15 protein-coding genes and 1 other RNA gene are annotated in these 23,128 nt (G+C 61.9%); 6 read left to right on the top strand and 10 right to left on the bottom strand.

Going from position 1 to position 23,128, the window contains the following annotated elements; translation table 11 throughout:
* Positions 1-19: 19 nt before the first annotated feature.
* From BMX59_RS12950 to BMX59_RS12920, 7 genes are all read right to left on the bottom strand, one after another.
* On the bottom strand, positions 20-433 hold the full coding sequence (locus tag BMX59_RS12950) for a hypothetical protein (protein ID WP_093122035.1): 414 nt from the start codon (positions 431-433) through the stop codon (positions 20-22).
* Between the two features lie 125 nt (positions 434-558).
* Positions 559-655, bottom strand: an RNA gene (ffs, locus tag BMX59_RS12945) — signal recognition particle sRNA small type.
* Positions 656-879: 224 nt separating this feature from the next.
* Entirely contained in the window at positions 880-2,046 is a 1,167-nt protein-coding gene (locus BMX59_RS12940; protein ID WP_092242782.1) for a zinc-binding metallopeptidase family protein, read from the bottom strand.
* Positions 2,047-2,210: 164 nt separating this feature from the next.
* Positions 2,211-4,568: an NAD-dependent DNA ligase LigA gene (gene ligA / locus BMX59_RS12935; RefSeq protein ID WP_092242776.1), complete on the bottom strand. Its 2,358-nt coding sequence runs from the start codon at positions 4,566-4,568 to the stop codon at positions 2,211-2,213.
* A gap of 87 nt (positions 4,569-4,655) precedes the next feature.
* On the bottom strand, positions 4,656-5,519 hold the full coding sequence (zipA, locus tag BMX59_RS12930) for a cell division protein ZipA (protein WP_071491386.1): 864 nt from the start codon (positions 5,517-5,519) through the stop codon (positions 4,656-4,658).
* 259 nt (positions 5,520-5,778) lie between these two features.
* On the bottom strand, positions 5,779-9,267 hold the full coding sequence (smc, locus tag BMX59_RS12925) for a chromosome segregation protein SMC (RefSeq protein ID WP_093122028.1): 3,489 nt from the start codon (positions 9,265-9,267) through the stop codon (positions 5,779-5,781).
* 2 nt (positions 9,268-9,269) lie between these two features.
* Positions 9,270-9,929 carry a GntR family transcriptional regulator gene (locus BMX59_RS12920; RefSeq protein ID WP_093122023.1) on the bottom strand — a complete coding sequence of 220 codons (660 nt, stop codon included), beginning with the start codon at positions 9,927-9,929 and terminating at the stop codon, positions 9,270-9,272.
* Positions 9,930-10,209: 280 nt separating this feature from the next.
* On the opposite strand from BMX59_RS12920, the gene xdhA reads away from it, so the two are divergent.
* From xdhA to guaD, 4 genes are all read left to right on the top strand, one after another.
* Positions 10,210-11,658: a xanthine dehydrogenase small subunit gene (xdhA, locus tag BMX59_RS12915; protein ID WP_093122020.1), complete on the top strand. Its 1,449-nt coding sequence runs from the start codon at positions 10,210-10,212 to the stop codon at positions 11,656-11,658.
* Positions 11,651-14,050, top strand: a complete 2,400-nt coding sequence (gene xdhB / locus BMX59_RS12910; RefSeq protein ID WP_093122016.1) for a xanthine dehydrogenase molybdopterin binding subunit — start codon at positions 11,651-11,653, stop codon at positions 14,048-14,050. Before xdhA ends, xdhB begins: the two co-directional genes overlap by 8 nt.
* Positions 14,051-14,159: 109 nt before the next feature.
* Positions 14,160-14,999, top strand: a complete 840-nt coding sequence (gene xdhC / locus BMX59_RS12905) for a xanthine dehydrogenase accessory protein XdhC (protein WP_093122011.1) — start codon at positions 14,160-14,162, stop codon at positions 14,997-14,999.
* Between the two features lie 12 nt (positions 15,000-15,011).
* The gene (gene guaD / locus BMX59_RS12900) at positions 15,012-16,316 is read left to right on the top strand and encodes a guanine deaminase (protein ID WP_093122008.1); all 1,305 of its coding nucleotides are present in this window, start codon (positions 15,012-15,014) and stop codon (positions 16,314-16,316) included.
* 64 nt (positions 16,317-16,380) lie between these two features.
* Here the strand turns inward: guaD and BMX59_RS12895 are convergent, their stop codons facing one another.
* A complete protein-coding gene (locus BMX59_RS12895) occupies positions 16,381-17,145 on the bottom strand; it encodes a GntR family transcriptional regulator (RefSeq protein ID WP_015885332.1) in 765 nt (254 codons plus the stop codon).
* 214 nt (positions 17,146-17,359) lie between these two features.
* Here BMX59_RS12895 and BMX59_RS12890 point away from each other — a divergent pair, with 214 nt between their 5' ends.
* Positions 17,360-18,550, top strand: coding sequence for a benzoate/H(+) symporter BenE family transporter (locus BMX59_RS12890; RefSeq protein ID WP_058427362.1), 1,191 nt, complete (start codon positions 17,360-17,362; stop codon positions 18,548-18,550).
* A 36-nt stretch (positions 18,551-18,586) separates the two neighbouring features.
* On the opposite strand, the gene BMX59_RS12885 is transcribed toward BMX59_RS12890, so the two are convergent.
* Positions 18,587-18,931: a YggL family protein gene (locus BMX59_RS12885; RefSeq protein ID WP_010208515.1), complete on the bottom strand. Its 345-nt coding sequence runs from the start codon at positions 18,929-18,931 to the stop codon at positions 18,587-18,589.
* 238 nt (positions 18,932-19,169) lie between these two features.
* Between BMX59_RS12885 and dacB the strand changes: the two genes are divergently transcribed.
* Positions 19,170-20,630 carry a D-alanyl-D-alanine carboxypeptidase/D-alanyl-D-alanine endopeptidase gene (gene dacB, locus BMX59_RS12880; protein ID WP_093122003.1) on the top strand — a complete coding sequence of 487 codons (1,461 nt, stop codon included), beginning with the start codon at positions 19,170-19,172 and terminating at the stop codon, positions 20,628-20,630.
* 64 nt (positions 20,631-20,694) lie between these two features.
* Here dacB and BMX59_RS12875 read toward each other — a convergent pair whose 3' ends face one another.
* A complete protein-coding gene (locus BMX59_RS12875; protein WP_093122000.1) occupies positions 20,695-23,091 on the bottom strand; it encodes a sensor domain-containing diguanylate cyclase in 2,397 nt (798 codons plus the stop codon).
* Positions 23,092-23,128 lie beyond the last annotated feature (37 nt).

The raw sequence follows: 23,128 nt of genomic DNA, 5'->3' as shown, positions 1-23,128 counted from the left end.
GTGCCTCGCCACCAGGGAGTCAGGCATTGCCCTGACCGCCCAGTTCAAACCGATACTCGCCCAGCGAGCCCGACATCCCGCCGCAATGAGGGCCTGCGTCAGCCGCAGCCGCCATCGCATTGATCTGTTGCTGGAGTTCGAACACAGCCATATCGAGCAAGCGACGCAAGTCTTCGGCACTCTGCGCGGCCACGTTCAATTGCAGCGTGCAAGCGCCCGCCAGCGGTGGCTGCGCGGGCTCATCAGCCACTTGCGCAGAGCGGATCATTTCCGCCTGGCTGAGGATTTCCGCATGTTCGTCGTCCATGAGGTCCAGCACCCTCGACAATTCCAGGGTCTGCTCAGGGTGGGATTGAATGCGGTCCTTGATCTCCAGGCGGCGCATCTGCCATTCCCGCAGTTTTTCGCGAGTGAGGTCGTCGACTTTTTCCACGTGTGCTGTCTCCGGATGCCAGGCACTGGAGTATGCCGCCATGGACTGCCCGATGGCAGATGGCGTGAAAGCATTTTTGATTTGAATTTGAACAGGTACTGCAAGGAGGAGCGTTATGGAGGCAACCCCACCAGCCACACCCCGGCACACAATGTTCCCGCTGTGGCTGCTGCCTTCCGGCTCTGACCAGGTTCACGGGTAATCGTTGCGGGGGGACCGATGGGGTCACCATAACGACGCCTGCCTCTCGGCAAGCGGGGCCATTGTACCGATCTCATCGGAAGTTACAACCGTTGGGGACGGATTAAAAATATGAAGGGGTTCAAGTACTTGTCACCGCCAACAGCATCTGTGGGAGGGGGCTTGCCCCCGATGACGGTACATCAGCCAATAAACAGGTGACTGACCCAGCGCCATCGGGGGCAAGCCCCCTCCCACAGTGCTCATCATTGTGCCAGTACCACCTCATCCGCTCGGCCGCCCTCTTCCTGGATCACCAGGTGAATGAAATGCAGCTTGGCGATCACCGCCGGTGGCAGCACGAAGGGGTAGAAATCCGGCTGGCCCATGCTGCGCGACAGTTCGTTGAGCATGCCGGCCAGTTCGATCCAGGCGTTGACGAATGACAGGAATGCCGCGCCGCCAGGGTGTTCGGGATCATAGAGCGTGCTGAGGGGAAATGGCTGGTAGTCCAGGTCCATCTCGCGGGCGCTCATGCCAAAGCCGAGGGCGGTGTCGACGGCGTCCATCATATGCAGGTAGTGCGCCCAGGTTTCTGCCCAGTCTTCCCAGGGGTGCATGGTGGCGTAGGCGCTGACGCAGGTTTGCTGCCAGTCGGCACGTGGGCCGTGCTGGTAGTGCTGGTCGAGGGCTTCGGCATAACTGGCACGTTCGTCGCCGAACAGGTTGCGAAACGGTTCTAGCCAGTGGGTATTGGCGATCAGGCGATCCCAGTAGTAATGGCCGACCTCATGGCGAAAGTGACCGAGCAGCGTGCGGTAGGGTTCGCGCATCTGGACGCGGACCTTTTCACGGTGGGCGTCGTCGGCCTCCTTGATGTCGAGGGTGATCAGGCCGTTTGCGTGGCCGGTCATGGGCGCGTTGCCTTCCAGGTCGATACCGACAAAATCGAAGGCCAGGCCGGTGTCTTCGTCGACGCTTTTGGGCACCACTTGCAACCCCAGGCTGATCAATTGCGCGACCAACCGGCGCTTGGCGGTTTCGACTTTTCGCCAGCGTTCATGGTTTTCCGGGATCGACAGGTCAGGAATGGTGCGGTTCAGGCTACAGGCCACGCACAGCGGCGCGGTGCTGTGGGCCGGGATCAGCCAGTTGCAGGCGGCCGGAGTGTCGAGGTTGGCGCAGCGACGGAAGGCGCCGGCGTCGAGGTTGCCGTCCTGCAGCCAGGTGCCTTCGACCGGGCCGGGCTGCAGGGAGTCCAGCCGGGCTTGCTGGGGTTGGTAGCCCAGCAGCGCCTGGCAGGCCAGGCACTGGCTGTTGCGAAAGAACAGGGATTGGCCGCAGCGGCACTGCCACACCTTGCTGTCGCGGGATGTGCCGGCTACGAAGGGGGCAGCGATGCGAGAACTGAGTTGCTCGAAGTAGCGGAACATGGCGATCTCTCCCTGGGTGACTGAGACTAGATCACTTTCTGTTCAGGATCGTTCCACTTTGGTGATGGTTGGGAGGGGGCTGCTGCGCAGCCCGACGCGGGGCAAGCCCGCTCGCCACAGCAAGCCCGCTCTCCACAGCGAACCCGCTCGCCACAAAGCCCGGATCAGACCGTGATGTTGTGCTTGGCCAGGAAGGCGACGAAGGCTTCTTCATCCAGTACCTTCAGGCCCAACTCGCTCGCCTTCGCCAGCTTGGAGCCGGCGCCCGGCCCCGCCACCACGCAGTGGGTTTTCGCCGAGACGGAACCCGCTACCTTGGCGCCGAGGCTTTCGAGTTTTTCCTTGGCCACGTCGCGGCTCATCAGCTCCAGGGAACCGGTGAGCACCCAGGTGTGCCCCGCTTCGGGCAAGCCTTCGACGACCTTCTTCTCGCTCAGCCAGTGCATGCCGAAGTCCTTGAGCTGCTGCTCGATGGCCAGGGCATGGTTGGCGTTGTCCGCGTTATCGAAGAACTCACGCACAGCCTTGGCCTGCTTTTCGGGCAGCGCCTGGCGCATATCCAGCCAGTCGGCCTTGATCACGCCTTCCAAGGTGCCGAATTTGTCCGCAAGTTTCTGCGCGGCGCCGGGGCCGACGCTTGGCACATGCAACTTGTCGAGCAAGCCGCCCAGCGTGGTACTGGCGGCGAATTCGGCACTCAGGTCGCCCTGGTCCTGCAATTGCAGGCCGCATTCGTCTGGCGACAGCAGCGCACCGATCACGTCCTGGTTATGGCTGTCTTCAAAGAAGCTGTGGATCTCGTGCGCCACTTCCAGGCCCACGTCCGGCAGGTACGTCAGCACTGCCGGCAAGGCCTTCTGTACGCGCTCCAGGGATGCCAGCGAACGCGCCAACACCTTGGCGGTCTCCTCGCCCACGTCGGGAATGCCCAGGGCATAGATAAACCGCGCCAGGGTCGGGGTCTTGCTGTTTTCGATAGCAGTGATCAGCTTCTTGCTGGAAATATCGGCAAAGCCTTCCAGGTCGATGATCTGCTCGTACTTGAGCTTGTAGAGGTCGGCCGGTGAGCCAATCAGTTTTTCATCCACCAGTTGCTCGATGGTCTTGTCACCCAGGCCATCGATGTCCATAGCGCGGCGCGAGACGAAATGAATGATCGCCTGCTTGAGCTGCGCGCCACAGGCCAGGCGCCCGACGCAGCGGTACACCGCGCCTTCGCTGACGGTTTCCTTGCCCTTGCTGCGCTTGACCAGTTGCGTGCGCTCCACATGGGAGCCGCACACCGGGCAGCTTTCGGGAATCTGCACGGCGCGGGCATTTTCCGGGCGACGCTCGGTGACCACCGAAACCACTTGCGGGATCACATCCCCGGCGCGGCGAATGATCACGGTATCGCCGATCATCAGGCCCAGGCGCGCGACTTCATCCATGTTGTGCAGGGTGGCGTTGGACACGGTCACGCCCGCAACCTTGACCGGCTTCAAGCGCGCCACAGGCGTCACGGCGCCGGTGCGGCCAACCTGGAATTCCACGTCGAGCAGTTCGGTCAACTCTTCCATGGCCGGGAATTTATGCGCGATGGCCCAGCGCGGTTCGCGGGCGCGGAAGCCCAGTTCACGCTGGGAGGCGATGCTATTGACCTTGAACACCACGCCGTCGATTTCATAGGGCAGGCTGTTACGCCGCTCACCGATGTCGCGGTAGTACTCCAGGCAATCCTGAATGCCTTTGGCCAGCTTCAGCTCATGACTGATGGGCATGCCCCACTTCTTCAACTGTTGCAGGTTGCCGATGTGGGTATCACTGATGTCGGTGGTCACGCCGTAGCAGCAGAACTCCAGCGGGCGGCTGGCGGTGATCTTCGAGTCCAACTGACGCAGGCTGCCGGCGGCGGCGTTGCGCGGGTTGGCGAAGGTCTTGCCGCCGACTTCCAGTTGCGCGGCGTTGAGTCGCTCGAAACCGGCCTTGGACATGAACACTTCGCCGCGCACTTCCAGGGTTGCCGGCCAGCCGCTGCCGTGCAGTTTCAGCGGGATATTGCGCACGGTGCGCACGTTGACGCTGATGTCCTCGCCGGTGGTGCCGTCGCCCCGGGTGGCGCCGCGAACCAGCTCGCCATCCTGGTACAGCAGGCTGACCGCCAGGCCGTCCAGCTTCGGTTCGCAGCTGTATTCCACCGCTGCGCCACCGCCGAACAGGTCGCCCACCGGCAGGTCGAGGCCTTCGGTGACCCGGCGATCAAACTCGAGCATGGTGGTTTCATCGAACGCGTTGCCCAGGCTGAGCATCGGGATCTCATGCTTGACCTGGGTGAACGCCGACAGCGCCGCACTGCCGACTCGCTGCGTCGGTGAATCCCGCGTGACCAGTTCCGGGTGCTCGGCCTCCAGGGCCTTGAGCTCGTGGAACAAGCGGTCGTACTCGGCGTCCGGAATGCTCGGCTCGTCGAGGACATGGTAGCGGTAGTTGTGCTGATCCAGTTCAGCGCGCAGTTCGAGGATGCGGGTGTGGGCGGCGGTCATGGGTGTTCTCTCATAAAGCAAAAGAGCAGCCGAAGCTGCTCAATATGTTAGTGCACGGATTCTACAGGCAACGCTTAAGATCGGACCTCAGCGCTTCTGTGTCAGGGCGCGACGCTCGAACTCGACGATGCGCTGACGGTAGTGCTCGATGGTCTGGGCGGTCAGCACGCTGCGCTGGTCGTCCTTGAGCTCGCCATTGAGTTCCTGGGACAGCTTGCGGGCCGCGGCCACCATCACGTCGAATGCCTGTTTCGGGTGACGCGGGCCTGGCAGGCCGAGGAAGAAGCTCACGGCCGGGGTGCTGAACAGATCGATATCGTCCAGGTCGAAGGTGCCCGGCTTGACCGCATTGGCCATGGAGAACAGCACTTCGCCGTTGCCGGCCATGCTTTCGTGACGGTGGAAGATATCCATCTCGCCAAACCGCAGGCCGCTTTCGAGGATGTTCTGCAACAGGGCCGGGCCTTTGAAGCCAGCAGCGTCGCGGCAGATCACGCTGATCACCAGCACTTCTTCGGCGGCCGGCTGGTCGTTCACGGATTGGCGCGGCGCGTTCTTGCCGGCGTTCTCGTCCGGGAAATCATCATCGCGGCTGCTGAAGCTCGGGCCGTCATTGACGTCCAGGTCCAGGTCGGCCTGGCGCGGTTCCGCGACCACCGGAGCGGTGCGTTTGCCACGCTTGGGCGACGGCTCGCGGGCTTCACGCACCGGCGCGCTCATCGACGGCAAGTCGTGCTCGTCCAATTGCGGTTCTTTATGGGTGTCCAGCACACGGGGCGGCCCCAGCAGCTCGGCGCTGCCGTCGTCGTCAGGCAAGTTGGACAGGTTGCGGTCCAGACGGAATTTGAGCTTGCCCTTGCCACCGCGCATCCGGCGCCAGCCATCAAAAAGAATACCGGCAATGACAATAATGCCGATGACGATCAGCCACTCGCGCAGACCGATTTCCATGTAATCCCGTGCCTCTAATAAAAAATGCTGAAAAATAAGGGGTTTAGCAACGTGCAAACCGCTTTAAAACGTGGCGCCAACTCTATGTTCTGACTGACGTTTTGCCCACGCATACGAAAATTTGACATTAAACTAGCACGACCAAAGATAACTTTACACCGTCTGTCAAAATGCCTTGAACAAATATGTCCATTTGCCACTTTCGCCAGGCCGGTAAAGTCTCTTACCGCACGCTACAAAAATTCTTTATCGGCATGGGTCAAGACTCCACCATTGCCATCGCTTCTTCGACATCCACCGCCACCAAACGCGAACAGCCCGGTTCGTGCATCGTGACCCCCATCAACTGATCCGCCATTTCCATGGCGATCTTGTTGTGGGTGATATAGATGAACTGCACGGTCTGGGACATCTCTTTCACCAACCGCGCGTAGCGTCCAACGTTAGCGTCATCGAGCGGCGCGTCAACTTCGTCGAGCATGCAGAACGGCGCCGGGTTCAACTTGAAGATGGCAAATACCAGGGCCAATGCGGTCAGGGCTTTCTCGCCGCCGGACAACAAATGGATGGTGCTGTTCTTCTTGCCCGGAGGCCGCGCCATGATCGTCACCCCTGTATCGAGTAGATCTTCGCCCGTCAGTTCCAAGTAAGCGCTGCCACCGCCGAAAACTTTTGGGAATAACGCCTGTAAACCGCCATTAATCTGATCAAAGGTATCCTTGAAACGGTTACGGGTTTCCTTGTCGATCTTGCGAATCACGTTTTCCAGGGTGTCCAGGGCTTCCACCAGATCGGCGTCCTGGGCATCCAGATAACGTTTACGTTCGGATTGCTGCTGGTACTCGTCGATGGCCGCCAGGTTGATCGCGCCCAGGCGCTGGATACGTGCGGCAATGCGCTCCAGCTCTTCTTCGGCTTCTTTCTCGTTGGCCTGGGCGGTCAGGGTGTTGAGTACGCCGTGCAGGTCGTAGCCGTCCTCCAGCAATTGGTCTTGCAGGGTCTTGCGGCGCACGGTCAGGGCTTGCCACTCCATGCGCTGCTGTTCGAGCTGGCCACGGATCAATTGGGATTGCTGCTCGGCCTGGGTCCGGCGTTTTTCGGCGTCGCGCAGTTCGCGGTCGGCGTCTTCGAGGGCGATCTGCGCGGTCTTGAGCTCTTCGTCGACGGTCATGCGCTTGTCGAGCAACTCTTCGAGCTTCAGGCGCAGCTCTTCCAGTGGCGCTTCGCCCTCCTCCAGGTTGAGGCTCAGTTGCTCGCGCTTTTCCGTCAGGCGTTCGGACTGCATCTCCAGGCGCTCAAGGGCCTGGGCGGTGGACGCGTGCTGGGCCTTGAGCGACCCCAGGCGCACGGCCAACTGGTGGGCGTGGTCCTTGTGCTGGCGCGCCTCCTGGCGCACACGGTCGAGGCGTTCGCGCAGGCTGTCGCGCTGGGCCAGCAACAGTTCGCGCTGCTCGGTGTCGAGGGCCATGCTGTCGAGGGCTTCCTGCAACTGCAGGCGCGCTTCGCCGATCTGTTCGTGTTCCAGGGCGCGCTGCTCGCCCATTTCCGCGACTTCTTCGTCGAGACGGGTGCGGCGCAGGGTCAGTTGCTCGACCTTGGCTTTGCTCGCGGAGAGCTGGGCCTTGAGTTCGCCTTGCTGGCGCGCTTCGTCCTGCAACAGGCGGCGCAGGTGCTCGCGGCCGGTCTCCTGCTGGCGCTGGGTGGCACGCAGGGTTTGCAGTTCGGTTTCCAGGCTTTCCAGGGTGGCTTCGCGCTCTTCGCGCTCGGCGATCAGGTTGACGATTTCCTGACCACGGGCCAACACGCCGCTTTCCGCTTCACTGGCGCGGCGCACGCGCAGGAAGTAGCGGCCGACCCAATAGCCGTCACGGCTGATCAGGCTTTCGCCGGCGCCCAACTGACCGCGCTGGGCCAGGGCCTGCTCCAGGGAATCCACCGGCTTGACCTGGCCCAGCCACGGCGACAGATCAATCGCCGCTTCAACTTTATCCAGCAAACTGCCCGGCACCCGCGTGCCATCGGCGGCAGGGCTGAGCAAACGCAGGTCGCCCTGGGCAAAACCGGCCAGGTCGAAGCCGCCAAAGTCATCCACCAACACCGCTTGCAGGTCGGCACCCAGGACGGTTTCCACCGCCAGCTCCCAACCGGCTTCTACCTTCAAACCTTCGGCCAAGCGCGGGCGTTCGGCCAGATGTTGATCACGCAGCCACTCGGCGGTGCCGGTGCCCGGGTCCAATGCAGCCTGCTGCAACGCTTCAAGGGAGGCGAGCCGGCCATTGAGTCGCTGCAAATCACCCTGGGCCTGTTGCTGTGCCTGGGTCGCCTGTTGCAACTGCTGACGCAATTGCTCCAGGCGCTCCACTTGTTGTTCTTCGCTGGCTTCCAGCTCTTCCAGCGTCATTTCGCTTTCGGCCAGTTGCTCGCTCAGCTCCATGATCGCCGCGTCTTCCGGGTCGGCGGACAGCAACGCGCGCTCTTCCTGCATGCGGCGTTGGCGCTCGGCCAGGCGCTCCATGCTGGTTTCCAGTTGCTGGATGCGTGACTGCTGCACTTCGGCCTGACGCCGGGGTTCGGCAGACTTCAGGTTGAAGGTGTCCCACTGCTCCTGCCAGCCGTGCATGGTGGCTTCGGCTTCTTCCAGGGCGGCGGCGGCTTCTTCGGCGGCGGCGCTGGTGACTTCCTGCTCGGGGGTGAGCATATCCAGCTCTTCGCCCAGGGTCAGCAGCAAGGTGCGGTCGTGGCCCAGGTGGGATTCGGTCTCCAGGCGCGCGCGCTCGGCTTCCTTGAGGTCATCCTGCAACTGGCGCAGGCGCTGCTGGCCGTGCTGGATGCTCTGCTCGACGCGGGCGATATCGCCACCCACCGAATAGAAGCGGCCCTGCACCAGATTGAAGCGCTCGGACAGGTCATGGTGACCGTCACGCAGGCGTTCGATACTGGCGTCGGCATTGCGCTGCTCGGCCACCAGGGCTTCAAAGCTGATTTCCTGGGTGCCGATGATCGCTTCGCGCTGGCCCACCTGGTCGTTCAGCGCCTGCCAGCGCAGGGCCGACAGTTGTGCCTTGAGCTGGCGCTCCTCGCCCTTGTATTCCTGATACTTCTCGGCGGCCTGGGCCTGGCGGTGCAGGCGCTCCAACTGGCGCTCCAGCTCTTCGCGCAGGTCGGTCAGGCGGGCGAGGTTCTCGTGGGTGCGGCGAATGCGGTTTTCGGTCTCGCGGCGGCGCTCCTTGTACTTGGAGATGCCAGCCGCTTCTTCGATGAAGTTACGCAGGTCTTCGGGCTTGGCTTCGATCAGCTTGGAGATCATGCCCTGCTCGATGATCGAGTAGCTGCGTGGGCCCAGGCCGGTGCCGAGGAAAATATCGGTGATGTCGCGACGGCGACACTTGGTACCGTTGAGGAAGTAGCTGTTCTGGCTGTCGCGGGTCACTTTGCGGCGAATGGAGATCTCCGCGTAGGCTGCGTACTCGCCGATCAGGGTGCCGTCGGAGTTGTCGAACACCAGTTCGATGCTGGCCTGGCTCACCGGCTTGCGGCTGGTGGAGCCGTTGAAGATGACGTCGGTCATCGACTCGCCGCGCAGATTCTTGGCCGAGCTCTCGCCCATCACCCAGCGGACGGCGTCGATGATGTTCGACTTGCCGCAACCATTGGGCCCGACCACCGCCGCCATGTTACTGGGGAAGTTCACCGTGGTCGGGTCGACGAAGGATTTGAACCCCGCCAGTTTGATGCACTTGAGCCGCACGTTTAGGCGTCCGCCAACGCAGCAATGACCAGCGAGCAACTGCGCTCGCCGTAGGCCGAGAGCACTTGGCGGATCTGCGGCAAGTCACGGGCGAGTACGGCGGCGAGCAGTTGCTCGAACAACGCCAGGTATTCGCTCATGGAGGCCTTGCGCTGATCCAGGGCCAGGTAATAGGCGCGATTCATCGCCGGCTGCAGGTTCTCGACGGTTTCCTGCAAGTACGGGTTATTGGCGAAGGGGTACGCGGCGCGCATCACGTTGAAGCTTTCTTCAACGAAAGCGCGGATGTCCTCGCGCTCGTAACTGGTCACCAGGCGCTGCTGGATCTGCAGGAACGGCGCCATGTCGGCCTGCACCTGCCAGCCCTGGGCGACCGCATTGCCGAGCAGGATGTACAGCTCGCCCATCAAGGTGCACAGGCTCTGCACCTTGTGCGCCGTCAACTCGGTGACATGGGCGCCACGGCGCGCCAGGATCGCGATCAGGTGGCGGCGTTCGAGGATCAGCAAGGCTTCGCGCACGGAACCACGGCTGACATTGAGCGCCAGCGTGACCTTCTGTTCCTGGATCCGCTCCCCAGGCTTGAGATCGCCGCGAATGATGCGTTCGGCGAGGTGGTGAGCAATTTGCTCGGCGAGACTGTCCGGCGCCTTGAACGTCATGTTTTCCCTTCAAAATCTTCTATCGGTACAAGCGCGGCAGTGTAGCGCATTGGCTGGCTGATGGCGCTACGCCCACCGTGGCGAATTTGGCACGGAATAAGCAACGATGAATAGCCACAAGCCCACAAAAACGCCGGTTCCAGAAGACTGAACAATAATTGAAAGTGTTGCGATCGCAATTTCTTGACCTTCTGGTCAGAAAATCGTTGACCGAAAAGTCAGAGATGACTAGATTCGGCGCAAAGCGGTTAACAACAATAATGAGTCTGCGAGGCCTTCCGTGATCCAGTTTTTACTTAACCAGGAACTCCGTAGCGAGCACGCCCTGGACCCCAACCTGACCGTGCTCAACTATTTACGCGAGCATTTGGGCAAATCCGGTACCAAGGAAGGCTGCGCCAGCGGCGATTGCGGCGCGTGCACGGTGGTGGTCGGCGAGTTGCACACCGACGATCAAGGCGCCGAGCGGATCCGTTATCGCAGCCTCAACTCCTGCCTGACCTTTGTCTCGTCGCTGCACGGCAAGCAACTGATCAGCGTCGAAGACCTCAAGCACCAGGGCCAACTGCACAGCGTGCAACAGGCGATGGTCGAGTGCCACGGTTCGCAATGCGGCTTTTGCACCCCCGGTTTCGTGATGTCGCTGTTCGCCCTGCAAAAGAACAGTGATGCCCCCGACAGCCAGAAAGCCCATGAAGCCCTGGCCGGCAACCTGTGCCGCTGCACCGGCTACCGCCCGATCCTCGCCGCAGCCGAACAGGCCTGCTGCAACAAGCCCCAGGATCAGTTCGACAGCCGTGAGGCGCAGACCATCGCCCGCCTCAAAGCCATTGCGCCGACCCAGACCGGTGAACTCAACAGCGGCGACAAACGCTGCCTGGTGCCGCTCACCGTCGCCGACCTGGCCGACCTCTACGACGCCTACCCGCAGGCCCGCCTGCTGGCCGGTGGCACCGACCTGGCGCTGGAAGTGACCCAGTTTCATCGCACCTTGCCGGTGATGATCTACGTCGGCAACATTGAAGAAATGAAGCGCATCGACGACTTCGACGACCGTCTGGAAATCGGCGCTGCCACCGCCCTCTCCGACTGCTACACCGCGCTGCACCACGAATACCCGGACTTCGGCGACCTGCTGCACCGCTTCGCCTCCCTGCAGATCCGCAACCAGGGCACCCTCGGCGGCAATATCGGCAATGCGTCGCCGATCGGTGATTCGCCGCCGCTGCTGATCGCCCTCGGCGCGCAGATTGTGCTGTGCAAGGGCGACACACGCCGCATCCTGGCACTCGAAGACTACTTCATCGATTACCGCGTCACTGCCCGCCAGGACAGCGAGTTCATCGAGAAGATCATCGTTCCCAAGGGCCACACGCTGTTCCGCGCCTACAAGGTCTCCAAGCGCCTGGACGACGATATTTCCGCCGTCTGCGCCGCGTTCAACCTCAAGCTCGACAACGGCGTGATCCGCGAGGCCCGCGTGGCGTTCGGCGGCATGGCCGCCACGCCTAAGCGCGCCAAAAGCTGCGAGGCCGTATTGGTCGGCGCCACCTGGAACAGCGCCACCGTGGAGAAAGCCTGCGCCGCCCTGGCCCAGGACTTCACCCCGCTGTCGGACTTCCGCGCCAGCAAGGAATACCGCCTGCTCAGCGCACAGAACCTGCTGCGCAAGTACTTCATCGAGTTGCAAACACCGCACATCGAGACTCGGGTGATCGCTTATGTCTAACCATCACGCCGTCGTTAAAACCCAGGCCGAACTCGCCGAACTGTTTGCCCAGGACCTTACTTCCGGGGTCGGCCGCAGCGTCAAGCATGACAGCGCCGCCAAGCACGTATCCGGCGAAGCGCAGTACATCGATGACCGCCTGGAATTCCCCAACCAGTTGCACCTGTATGCGCGCATGTCCGACCGCGCCCACGCCCGCATCATCAGCATTGACACGGAGCCCTGCTACGCCATTGACGGCGTGCGCATTGTCATCACCCATGAGGACGTGCCGGGCCTTAAAGACATCGGCCCATTGATGCCCGGCGACCCCTTGCTGGCGATTGATACGGTGCAGTTCGTCGGCCAAGTGGTGCTGGCCGTTGCTGCCCGTGACCTGGAAACCGCACGCAAGGCCGCCATGGCGGCGGTAATCGAGTACGAAGACCTTGAACCGGTGCTGGATGTGGTCGAGGCGTTCCGTAAAAAACATTTCGTACTCGACAGTCACACCCACCAGCGCGGCGATTCGACCGGCGCACTGGCCACTGCGAAAAACCGCATCCAGGGCACCCTGCACATTGGCGGCCAGGAACACTTTTACCTGGAAACCCAGATCTCTTCGGTGATGCCCACCGAAGACGGCGGCATGATCGTCTACTGCTCCACGCAGAACCCCACCGAAGTGCAGAAACTGGTGGCCGAAGTGCTGGACGTGTCGATGAACAAGATCGTGGTGGACATGCGCCGCATGGGCGGTGGTTTCGGCGGCAAGGAAACCCAGGCGGCGAGCCCGGCGTGCCTGTGCGCGGTGGTCGCACGCCTGACCGGCCAGCCGACCAAGATGCGCCTGCCGCGCGTCGAAGACATGCTGATGACCGGCAAGCGCCACCCCTTCTATATCGAATACGACGTCGGCTTCGACGACAGCGGTCGCCTGCACGGGATCAACCTGGAACTGGCGGGCAACTGCGGCTGTTCGCCGGACCTGTCCAACTCGATTGTCGACCGCGCCATGTTCCACGCCGACAACGCGTATTACCTGGGCGACGCCACCGTCAACGGGCACCGCTGCAAGACCAATACCGCGTCCAACACCGCGTATCGCGGCTTCGGCGGCCCGCAAGGCATGGTGGCCATCGAGGAAGTGATGGACGCCATCGCCCGCCACCTGGCGCTGGACCCGCTGGCGGTGCGCAAAGCCAATTACTACGGCAAGACCGAGCGCAACGTCACCCACTACTACCAGACCGTCGAGCACAACATGCTCGACGAGATGACCGCCGAACTGGAAGCCAGCAGCCAATACGCCGAGCGCCGCGAAGCGATTCGCCTGTACAACGCCCACAGCCCGATCCTGAAAAAAGGCCTGGCGCTGACCCCGGTGAAATTCGGTATCTCGTTTACCGCGAGTTTCCTCAACCAGGCCGGTGCGCTGATCCATATCTACACCGACGGCAGCATCCACCTGAACCACGGCGGCACCGAAATGGGCCAGGGCTTGAACACCAAGGTCGCGCAGGTGGTGGCCGAGGTGTTCCAGGTGGACATCGACCGCGTACAGATCACCGCCACCAACACCGACAAGGTGCCCAACACCTCACCGACCGCCGCCTCCAGTGGTGCCGACCTGAATGGCAAGGCCGCACAGAACGCCGCCGAAACCATCAAGCAGCGCCTGGTGGAATTCGCCGCACGCAAGTACGACGTGAGCGAAGCGGACGTGGAGTTCCACAACGGCCATGTGCGCGTGCGCGAGCAGATCCTGACGTTTGAGGCGTTGATCCAGCAGGCGTATTTCGCCCAGGTGTCGCTGTCGAGCACAGGCTTCTACAAGACCCCGAAAATATTCTACGACCGCAGCCAGTCAAGGGGTCGGCCGTTCTACTACTACGCATTCGGCGCCGCGTGCTGCGAAGTGATCGTCGACACCCTGACCGGCGAATACAAGATGCTGCGCACCGACATCCTCCATGACGTAGGCGCCTCGCTGAACCCGGCCATCGACATCGGCCAGGTCGAAGGCGGCTTCATCCAGGGCATGGGCTGGCTGACCATGGAAGAGCTGGTGTGGAACGACAAGGGCAAGCTGATGACCAATGGCCCGGCCAGCTACAAGATCCCGGCCGTGGCCGACATGCCGCTGGACCTGCGGGTGAAGCTGGTGGAAAACCGCAAGAACCCCGAAGACACGGTGTTCCATTCCAAGGCCGTGGGCGAACCGCCCTTTATGCTCGGGATTGCTTCGTGGTGTGCGATCAAGGATGCCGTGGCGAGCCTGGGTGATTACCGTCATCAGCCCAGGATTGATGCGCCGGCCACGCCAGAGCGAGTGTTGTGGGGGTGTGAGCAGATGCGGCAGTTGACTGCGGCGAAGGTGGTTGAGGCGGATACCGAGATGGCTTCGCTTTAGACCGAGGCGCTGCCATCGGGGGCAAGCCCCCTCCCACATTGGAATGCATTCCAGTGTGGGAGGGGGCTTGCCCCCGATAGCGGCCTGACAGACACCACAAGAGGTGACCATGAACAACTGGATCAGCGCCCTCGCCGACCTGCAAAACCAAGGTGAACCCTGCGTGCTGGTGACCATCATCGAAGAGCTCGGCTCCACGCCGCGCAATGCCGGTTCGAAGATGGTCATCAGCGCCGCCCAGACTTTCGACACCATCGGTGGCGGGCACCTGGAATTCAAGGCGATGCAGATCGCCCGGGACATGCTCGTGCGCGGCCAGCAGAGCACCCATCTGGAGCGCTTCAGCCTCGGCGCGAGCCTGGGCCAGTGCTGCGGTGGTGTGACCGTACTGCTGTTCGAGCCCATGGGCCAGGTGCAGGCGCAGATTGCGGTGTTTGGCGCCGGCCATGTCGGCCGGGCGCTGGTGCCGTTGCTGGCCAGCCTGCCGTGTCGGGTGCGCTGGATCGATTCCCGTGAGCAGGAGTTTCCGGCACATATCCCCCAGGGCGTGCGTAAAATCGTCAGCGAAGAGCCGGTCGACGAAATTGCCGATCTGCCGGTGGGCAGTTATTGCATCGTCATGACCCACAACCACGCGCTGGACCTGGAACTCACCGCCGCCCTGCTCAAGCGCAATGACTTTGCCTACTTCGGCCTGATCGGCTCGAAGACCAAGCGCGTCAAGTTCGAACATCGCCTGCGGGATCGCGGCTTCGACGCCGCGCAACTGCAACGCATGCGCTGCCCCATGGGCCTCACCGAGGTGAAGGGCAAGTTGCCGGTGGAGATCGCCATCTCCATCGCCGGCGAAATCATCGCCACCTATAACGCCAATTTCGGCCAGCGCACCGCCAGCGCCGAACCCATTGCCAAACTGCTGCCGGCCTCGCGTCGCAGCCAAGCCATTTGAAATGAGATCACCATGCCTTTGACTCGCAAAGCCTACCGTGCCGCCCTGCTGCACAGCCTCGCCGACCCCGCTGAAGTGGGCATCGAAGCCTCCTACGCGTACTTCGAAGACGGCCTGCTGGTGATCGAAAACGGTCAAATCAGCGCCATCGGCCATGCCAGCGATTTACTGCCGACCTTGCCCGCCGACATCGACATCACCCATTACCAGGACGCGTTGATCATCCCGGGCCTGATCGACACCCACATCCACCTGCCGCAGACCGGCATGGTCGGCGCCTATGGCGAGCAGTTGCTCGACTGGCTCAACACCTACACCTTCCCGTGTGAAAGCCAGTTCGCCGATAAGGCTCACGCCGAGGAAGTCGCGGATATCTTCATCAAGGAACTGCTGCGCAACGGCACCACCACCGCGCTGGTGTTCGGCAGTGTGCATCCGCAATCGGTGAATGCATTCTTTGAAGCGGCAGAAAAACTCGACCTGCGCATGATCGCCGGCAAGGTGATGATGGACCGCAACGCGCCGGACTACCTGACCGACACCGCCGAATCCGGCTACCAGGAAAGCAAGGCGCTGATCGAGCGCTGGCACGGCAAGGGCCGCCTGCATTATGCGGTGACGCCACGCTTTGCCCCGACCAGTACGCCGGAGCAACTGGCACTGGCCGGGCAACTGCTGGGGGAATACCCGGACCTGTACATGCAGACCCACATCAGCGAGAACAAGCAGGAAGTCGAGTGGGTGAAGGAGCTGTTCCCGGAGCGCAGTGGCTATCTGGATGTCTACGACCACTACAAGTTGCTGGGCGAGCGCTCGGTGTTTGCCCATGGCGTGCACCTGTGTGATGACGAGTGCGCGCGTCTGGCAGAGGCCGGTTCAGCGGTCGCATTTTGCCCGACCTCGAACTTCTTCCTCGGCAGCGGTTTGTTCAACCTGCCGATGGCCGAGAAGCACAAGCTGAATGTGGGCCTGGGCACCGATGTGGGGGGCGGCACCAGTTTCTCGCTGCTGCAAACCCTGAACGAAGCCTACAAAGTCATGCAGTTGCAGGGCGCGCGCTTGAGCCCGTTCAAGTCGCTGTACCTGGCGACCCTGGGCGGTGCGCGGGTGCTGCGGCTGGAAGACAAGATCGGCACGCTGCAACCGGGCACCGATGCGGACTTCCTGGTGCTGGACTACAACGCCACGCCACTGCTGAGCTATCGCCTGAAGCAGGCGAAGAACATTGCCGAGACGTTGTTTGTATTGATGACACTGGGGGATGATCGGACGGTGTTGCAGACTTATGCGGCGGGGCAATTGGTGCACCAGCGCTAATCCCATAAACACCCCAAAACAAATGTGGGAGGGGGCAAGCCCCCTCCCACATTGTTGGTCGTATTTACAACTTTATGGACGAACGCCCCGGTTTCTTGGTCTGCAACAAATGCGAAAATACCGCATGCAGATCATCCGACGCGCTCTCTTCATCGAGGTTGAGCTTGCTGTCGATGTGATCCATGTGATGCATCATCAAGTTCACTGCCAACGCCGCATCCCGTGCCTCGATTGCGTCGATCAGCTGGGTGTGTTCATCGTAGGAACAGTGCGAGCGGTTGCCGCTTTCGTACTGGGCGATGATCAATGAAGTCTGGGACACCAGGCTGCGCTGGAAGCTGATCAGCGGCGCGTTCTTCGCCGCTTCGGCCAGCTTGAGGTGGAACTCGCCGGAGAGGCGGATACCGGCACCGCGATCGCCACGGGAGAAGCTGTCGCGTTCGTCATTGACCATCTGGCGCAGTTCGGCCAGTTGCTCGGCTGTCGCGTGTTGCACCGCCAATTCAGTGATCGCCCGCTCCACCAGACGCCGCGCGAGGAACACCTGGCGTGCCTCCTCGACGCTTGGGCTGGCCACTACCGCACCGCGATTGGGCCGCAGCAGCACCACGCCTTCATGGGCCAGGCGCGACAACGCGCGGCGAATGATGGTGCGGCTGACGCCGAAGATTTCGCCCAGTGCCTCTTCGCTCAACTTGGTACCGGGTGCCAGGCGTTGTTCGAGGATCGCCTCGAAGATATGCGCGTAGACGATATCGTCCTGGGTTCCGCTGCGACCGGCCTTGCCGGCACGCGGTTGTTTCTTGAGAGGTTGCAACTGTTCGTTCATGGGCACTCGGGTTTGGAGAACGGCGGCGAATTAACGGTAATACGGCAACAGCGTGTCGCTGGCAAGTATCACCTAAAAACAGGGCACATTGTACACAACCCAATGCGCCAACACACTGTACGGCTGTTTGCGGCGTCGGCTGTATTGCAATGGGTCGCTGCGTTTGAGTTTAGGCTTGAATCCGCAACTTCCCTGGTAAAAGGAACACCTGTTCATGACCGATGCCGCCCAAGCGCCTCTGCGCCCGCTGGCCGACACTTCACCCTCGGCCGTCGTCGCCGGCTTCATCGCCATGATGACCGGCTACACCAGCTCCCTGGTCCTGATGTTCCAGGCCGGGCAAGCCGCCGGTTTGACCACGGCGCAGATTTCCTCATGGATCTGGGCGATCTCCATCGGCATGGCGGTGTGCAGCATCGGCCTGTCCCTGCGCTATCGCACCCCCATCACCATTGCCTGGTCGACGCCAGGTGCCGCGCTGCTGATCACCAGCCTGGGCGGTGTGAGCTACGGCGAAGCCATCGGCGCGTACATCACCTGCGCGGTGTTGGTGACGATCTGCGGCTTGACCGGCAGCTTTGAAAAACTGGTCAAGCGTATCCCGGCGTCATTGGCGGCGGCCCTGCTGGCGGGCATCCTGTTCAAGATCGGCAGCGAGATCTTCGTCGCCGCGCAGCATCGCACCGGGCTGGTGCTGGGAATGTTCTTCACCTACCTGGTGATCAAGCGCCTGTCGCCGCGTTATGCGGTGCTGGCCGCGCTGCTGATCGGCACCGCGCTGTCGGGGTTGATGGGGCTGCTGGACTTCAGCGGTTTCCACCTGGAAGTGGCGACGCCGGTATGGACCACGCCGCACTTTTCGCTGGCGGCGACCATCAGCATCGGCATCCCGTTGTTCGTGGTGGCGATGACCTCGCAGAACATGCCCGGCATCGCCGTGCTGCGGGCCGACGGCTACAACGTGCCGGCCTCGCCGCTGATCACCGCCACCGGGCTGGCATCTCTGGTGTTGTCGCCGTTCGGCTCCCACGGCATCAACCTGGCCGCCATCAGCGCAGCGATCTGCACCGGGCCCCATGCCCATGAAGACCGCAACAAGCGCTATACCGCAGCCGTGTGGTGCGGGGTGTTCTACGGGATTGCCGGGGTATTCGGCGCGACCTTGGCGGCGCTGTTCGCAGCCTTGCCCAAGGAACTGGTGCTGTCGATCGCGGCGCTGGCGCTGTTTGGCTCGATCATCAATGGCCTGAGCATCGCCATGAATGAGCCGAAGGAACGTGAAGCGGCGCTGATCACCTTCATGGTCACGGCGTCTGGCCTGACGCTGTTTTCCATCGGGTCGGCGTTCTGGGGGATTGTGGCGGGGGTGTTGACGCTGCTGATTCTGAATTGGCGCAAGGCATAAAAAAACGGCGACCCTGGGGTCGCCGTTTTTTCAGTATCACTTAGCCGCGTTGATCGGCTTTTCCGGATACCACACGTCCAGCAGCGGGCTGACTTCAGCCTTGGTCAGCTCGGAACGGGTTTTCAGCCAGGCTTCAACGGCAGCACGTTGCTCTTCGGAGACCGAGCCACGCTTCTGCAGGCAAACCAGACCGTAGTCGTCGCCGCCGACGTAGCCCAGACCATTGGCTTCCATGGCTTCTTTGATGAATGCTTCGAGGAAAGCGTCGATAGCTTCTTCACTCAGGCCTTCTTTGAAGTCCAGGTTCAGTTCGAAACCCAGCTCTTGAAATTCATCAACGCACAGTTTTTTGCGCAGACGCTGGGAACGGTTAGTCGCCATTGGAACAATCCTCATAAGTAATAACGGGCGGCACTTTAGCAGTTTAAGGCGGCGATTGCCCGACTCTCTGGGACAGGCGGCACAATGGCGCTAAAAAAAACGCGCAATACCAGCTATCGTTCAGCTACAAGTGGATCAACCTTGGGGCATAATGCCGACACTTTCATGACTATTGAGGGATTTTTCTTATTTACCCCTCGCCTTTTTCACCCTCCTCAGCAGTAGGGTTTTACTTCTTATGATCAAATCTTTGCGTTCCTTCTTGCTCGCCGGTCTTCTCCTTCCGCTGGCCTTTTCCACCTCCGCAGCCCCCGTCAACAATACCCTGCCACCGAATGTTCAGCAGGCACTCGCCAAAGCCAAGCTGCAAAACACCGCGCTGTCCCTGGTGATGATTCCCCTGAACGGCCCCGGTACACCGACCGTTTTCAACGCCGATGTCTCAGTGAACCCGGCCTCGACCATGAAGCTGGTCACCACCTATGCGGCGCTGGAAATGCTCGGCCCCAACCACCAGTGGAAAACCGAGTTCTACACCGACGGCACCCTCAGCGGTGGCGTGTTGCACGGCAACCTGTACCTCAAGGGTGGCGGCGACCCCAAGCTGAACATGGAAAAACTCTGGCTGCTGATGCGCGACCTGCGCGCCAACGGCGTGCAGCAAGTCACTGGTGACCTGGTGCTAGACCGCAGCTTCTTCAACCAGCCGCTGTTGCCGGAATTCAACGACGACGGCAACGACGAGAACAAGCCCTTCCTGGTCAAGCCGGACGCGCTGCTGGTCAACCTCAAGGCCCTGCGCTTCGTGACCCGCAATGATTCGGGCCGGGTACTGGTATCGGTCGAGCCGCCGATTGCCAGCATCCGTATCGACAACCAGGTCAAGGTGTCCAACGCCAAGCAGTGTACCGGCGACGTACGCTATAACCCGGTCACCGCCGCCGACGGCAGCGTGACGGTAACGGTCAGCGGCCAATTGGCCGATGGCTGCAGTTCGCAGACCTACCTGTCGCTGCTGGACCACGCCACCTACACCGCCGGCGCCGTCCGGGCGATCTGGAAGGAACTGGGCGGCACCATCCAGGGCCGTGACATCCAGGCACCGGTGCCCAAGGATGCCAAGGTATTGGCTCGGGCCTTTTCGCCGGACCTGGCGGAAATTATCCGCGACATCAACAAATACAGTAACAACACCATGGCCCAGCAGTTGTTCCTGAGCCTGGGCGCGCAGTTCCGCAATGACGCCGATGGCGACGATGCCAAGGCTGCGCAACGCGTGGTGCGCCAGTGGCTGGCGAAGAAAGGCATCACCGCGCCGCACCTGGTGATGGAGAACGGCTCAGGCCTGTCCCGCGCCGAACGGGTCAGCGCCCGCGAGATGGCGGCCATGCTGCAAGCCGCGTGGAAAAGCCCCTACGCTGCCGAGTACATCAGTTCGATGCCGATTGCCGGCACCGACGGCACCATGCGCAAACGCCTGAAGACCACCGCCATGCGCGGCGAAGCCCACATCAAGACCGGCACCCTGAACACCGTGCGCGCCATCGCCGGGTTCAGCCGCGACAACAACGGCAATACCTGGGCCGTGGTGGCTATCCTCAACGACCCGAAGCCATGGGGTGCTTCGTCGGTGTTGGATCAGGTGTTGCTCGACCTGTACCGCCAGCCGAAGGTGGCTGCGGCAGCACCGGCCCTCTGAAACATACTGGGGTGAACGGGCTTGTCCGCTCACCCCAGAAGCCCGCTCACCACGACAGGGCCAGTCAGCAAACCGACTGCGCTTCCACCCGATCCCTGCCCGCCTGCTTGGCCACGTACACGGCCGAGTCAGCGCGCAGCAGCAGCCCATCGATACCTTCGTCCACCCGCCAACTGGCCACGCCGAAGCTCGCGGTGACAATACCGACCGGCTCCATCGGCACGCTGCGCAACGACGCCCACAACTCCATCGCCAGGCTGTAGGCCTGAGCACCATCGGTGTGCGGGCACAGCACCATGAACTCCTCGCCACCCAGGCGGCAGAACACATCGGTGCGGCGCAGGCGCTGGCTGATGCGTTTGCACAACTCCTGCAATACCCCATCGCCGACGGCATGCCCATGCTGGTCGTTGATGCGCTTGAAGTGATCGATATCGAGCATGATCACCGACAAGGCCCCCGAGGTGCGGTTGAGCCTGACCATCTCGGCCTTGAGGCGGTCCTGGAAATAGCGGCGGTTGTGGATCCCGGTCAGGGAGTCGGTGATGGAGAGTGCACGCAGCTCTTCCTCCACCCGCTTCAGATCGGAAATATCCGACACGTAGCCATGCCACAGCGTCCCTCCTCCGGGTAACTCTTCCGGCGTCGCTTCGCCGCGAATCCAGCGCAGTCCGCGTTGCGGCAAGAGCACCCGGTACTCCTCCCGCCAATGGCTCAACTGCAACGCAGACAAGCGGATCGATGCGCGTACCCGCTCCGCATCCAGCGGGTGGATGCGCTCGAAGACCTTCTTCGCATCCTGCTGCAGCACGCCGGGCTCGATTTCATAGATATCGCGCATGCCGTCGCTGGCGTAGATGAATTTCCAGTTGTCTTGAGGCTCCAGGGTGAACTGGAAGATGCCGCCGGGCACATGGGCGCTGAGTTTCTTGAGCAGCCGATCCCTGGCCGCCAATGCCTCGTAGGCGCGCTTTTGTTCGGTAATGTCCAGGTAAATCGCCAGGTGACCGATCCACAAACCATGGTCGTCCAGCAACACGGTGGCCAGCATGTTCACCGTCAGTTGGCTGCGATCCTCACGAACCAGGGTCCACTCGCGGGCTTGGTGCAGGTTGTCGGGGCTTTCCACCAGCATCGCCTGGCTTGCCGGGATGCGTTTGCCCAAGGCTACACTGAGGCTGGCGGAACGCGCTTCCAGTTCCGACGCCAGGTGCAGGCTTTCCAGGGTGTGCGTGCCCACCACCTGCTCGGCCTTGAACCCCAGCATCTGCTCGGCACCGGCATTGAAGGTATTGATGACACCGCGCAGGTCGGTGGCAATGATCGCGACCTGCGTCGCGGCATTCAGCACACTGCGCAATTGGCCGTGGGCGCCGCGTAATTCCTGCTCGCGCAGGCGCAACTGCGCCGTGCGCTGCTCCACCAGTTTCAGCGCGCGCTGGCGTTGGCTGACCAGCACATAGAGCAAGGCGCTGAGCAACAGGCTGAGCAGGCCGCCCATGGTCAGGATCGTGCTCAACGAGGAGTGGTTGGCCTGGTCGAACACCTGGCTCGGACGCAGTGTGAGGGCATACACATGGTCACCCAGTGTGAGGCGGCGCGCCCCGACCAGATCACCGCTGGCCACGGCATTGCCGGACTCGAAAAGCACGCGCTTTTGCACGTCGGAGGTGTCGACGATCTGCATCACCAGGTTGTCGCGGTCCGGCTTGGGCAAACCGTCGGCCACCAGTTGGCGCATGCTGATCACCGCCATGACATAGCCGTAGGGCTCATTCTGGGATTGGTCGGAGCTGGGCAAATGACTGACCGGCGCGACCAATAAAACCCCGGTGGCATAGTCCGGTTCCACACCCACCAGTTGCATGGGCTGGGACACCGCCAGCTTGCCGGTGTTTTGCGCACGCTCAAGCACCGAACGCCGCAGGGGCTGGGCCAGCAGGTCAAAGCCGAGGGGTGCCCCCAACAGGCTTTGAGTCTGGCTGTACAGTACCGGTACGTATTCATCGCGCTCGGGCGCAGGGGCCAACTCACCCGTGGAATTCAACTCACAGATCACGAAAGGTGTGCCGCGCTGCGCGGACACGGCTTGCTCAAACTGACCGCGCTGTTCGCGATACACCCGGGGCGCCCAGGAGTAAGCGCGCGCGCGCAGCAACAAGGGCTGGGCAAAACCGTCAAACTCTTCGCGGGACACGTCATCGGAGTTGACGAAGAAACGCCGCAGGCTGTTCAGGCGTTGTTCCTGGTCGTCAAAGCGTTCCTGCAGGCGGGTGTAGCGTTCGTTGACCAACAACTGAAAGCGTTGGCGCACCTGCTGCTGATAGAGGTCGGCGGCCGCCCAGGCCACAACAGCCGTCAAGGCAAACCCTGCCAGCAACACCACCAATGCCACCAGCCAAGCCGACGCCTGCTCACTGATAAAGCCTAGGATTTTCGGGCGTACGGCTTGCAACGGCATAGGCAACACTCACAGCGCCAGCGTGCGGGGGGTGTCA

This window comes from Pseudomonas sp. NFR09 (assembly GCF_900111535.1).
Taxonomy (GTDB): Bacteria; Pseudomonadota; Gammaproteobacteria; order Pseudomonadales; family Pseudomonadaceae; genus Aquipseudomonas; species Aquipseudomonas extremorientalis.
The sequence above is the reverse complement of the archived record's forward strand: the minus strand, read 5'-3'. Positions and strand labels throughout refer to the sequence as shown.

Coding starts and splice junctions, on each gene's coding strand:
- BMX59_RS12940 (WP_092242782.1), bottom strand. CDS start 2,046: ATGTTCCGCTACTTCGAGCAACTCAGTTCTCGCATCGCTGCCCCCTTC.
- BMX59_RS12875 (WP_093122000.1), bottom strand. CDS start 23,091: ATGCCGTTGCAAGCCGTACGCCCGAAAATCCTAGGCTTTATCAGTGAG.
- BMX59_RS12920 (WP_093122023.1), bottom strand. CDS start 9,929: ATGACGTTCAAGGCGCCGGACAGTCTCGCCGAGCAAATTGCTCACCAC.
- xdhC (WP_093122011.1), top strand. CDS start 14,160: ATGAACAACTGGATCAGCGCCCTCGCCGACCTGCAAAACCAAGGTGAA.
- BMX59_RS12885 (WP_010208515.1), bottom strand. CDS start 18,931: ATGGCGACTAACCGTTCCCAGCGTCTGCGCAAAAAACTGTGCGTTGAT.
- BMX59_RS12895 (WP_015885332.1), bottom strand. CDS start 17,145: ATGAACGAACAGTTGCAACCTCTCAAGAAACAACCGCGTGCCGGCAAG.
- zipA (WP_071491386.1), bottom strand. CDS start 5,519: ATGGAAATCGGTCTGCGCGAGTGGCTGATCGTCATCGGCATTATTGTC.
- BMX59_RS12890 (WP_058427362.1), top strand. CDS start 17,360: ATGACCGATGCCGCCCAAGCGCCTCTGCGCCCGCTGGCCGACACTTCA.
- ligA (WP_092242776.1), bottom strand. CDS start 4,568: ATGACCGCCGCCCACACCCGCATCCTCGAACTGCGCGCTGAACTGGAT.
- xdhB (WP_093122016.1), top strand. CDS start 11,651: ATGTCTAACCATCACGCCGTCGTTAAAACCCAGGCCGAACTCGCCGAA.
- dacB (WP_093122003.1), top strand. CDS start 19,170: ATGATCAAATCTTTGCGTTCCTTCTTGCTCGCCGGTCTTCTCCTTCCG.
- guaD (WP_093122008.1), top strand. CDS start 15,012: ATGCCTTTGACTCGCAAAGCCTACCGTGCCGCCCTGCTGCACAGCCTC.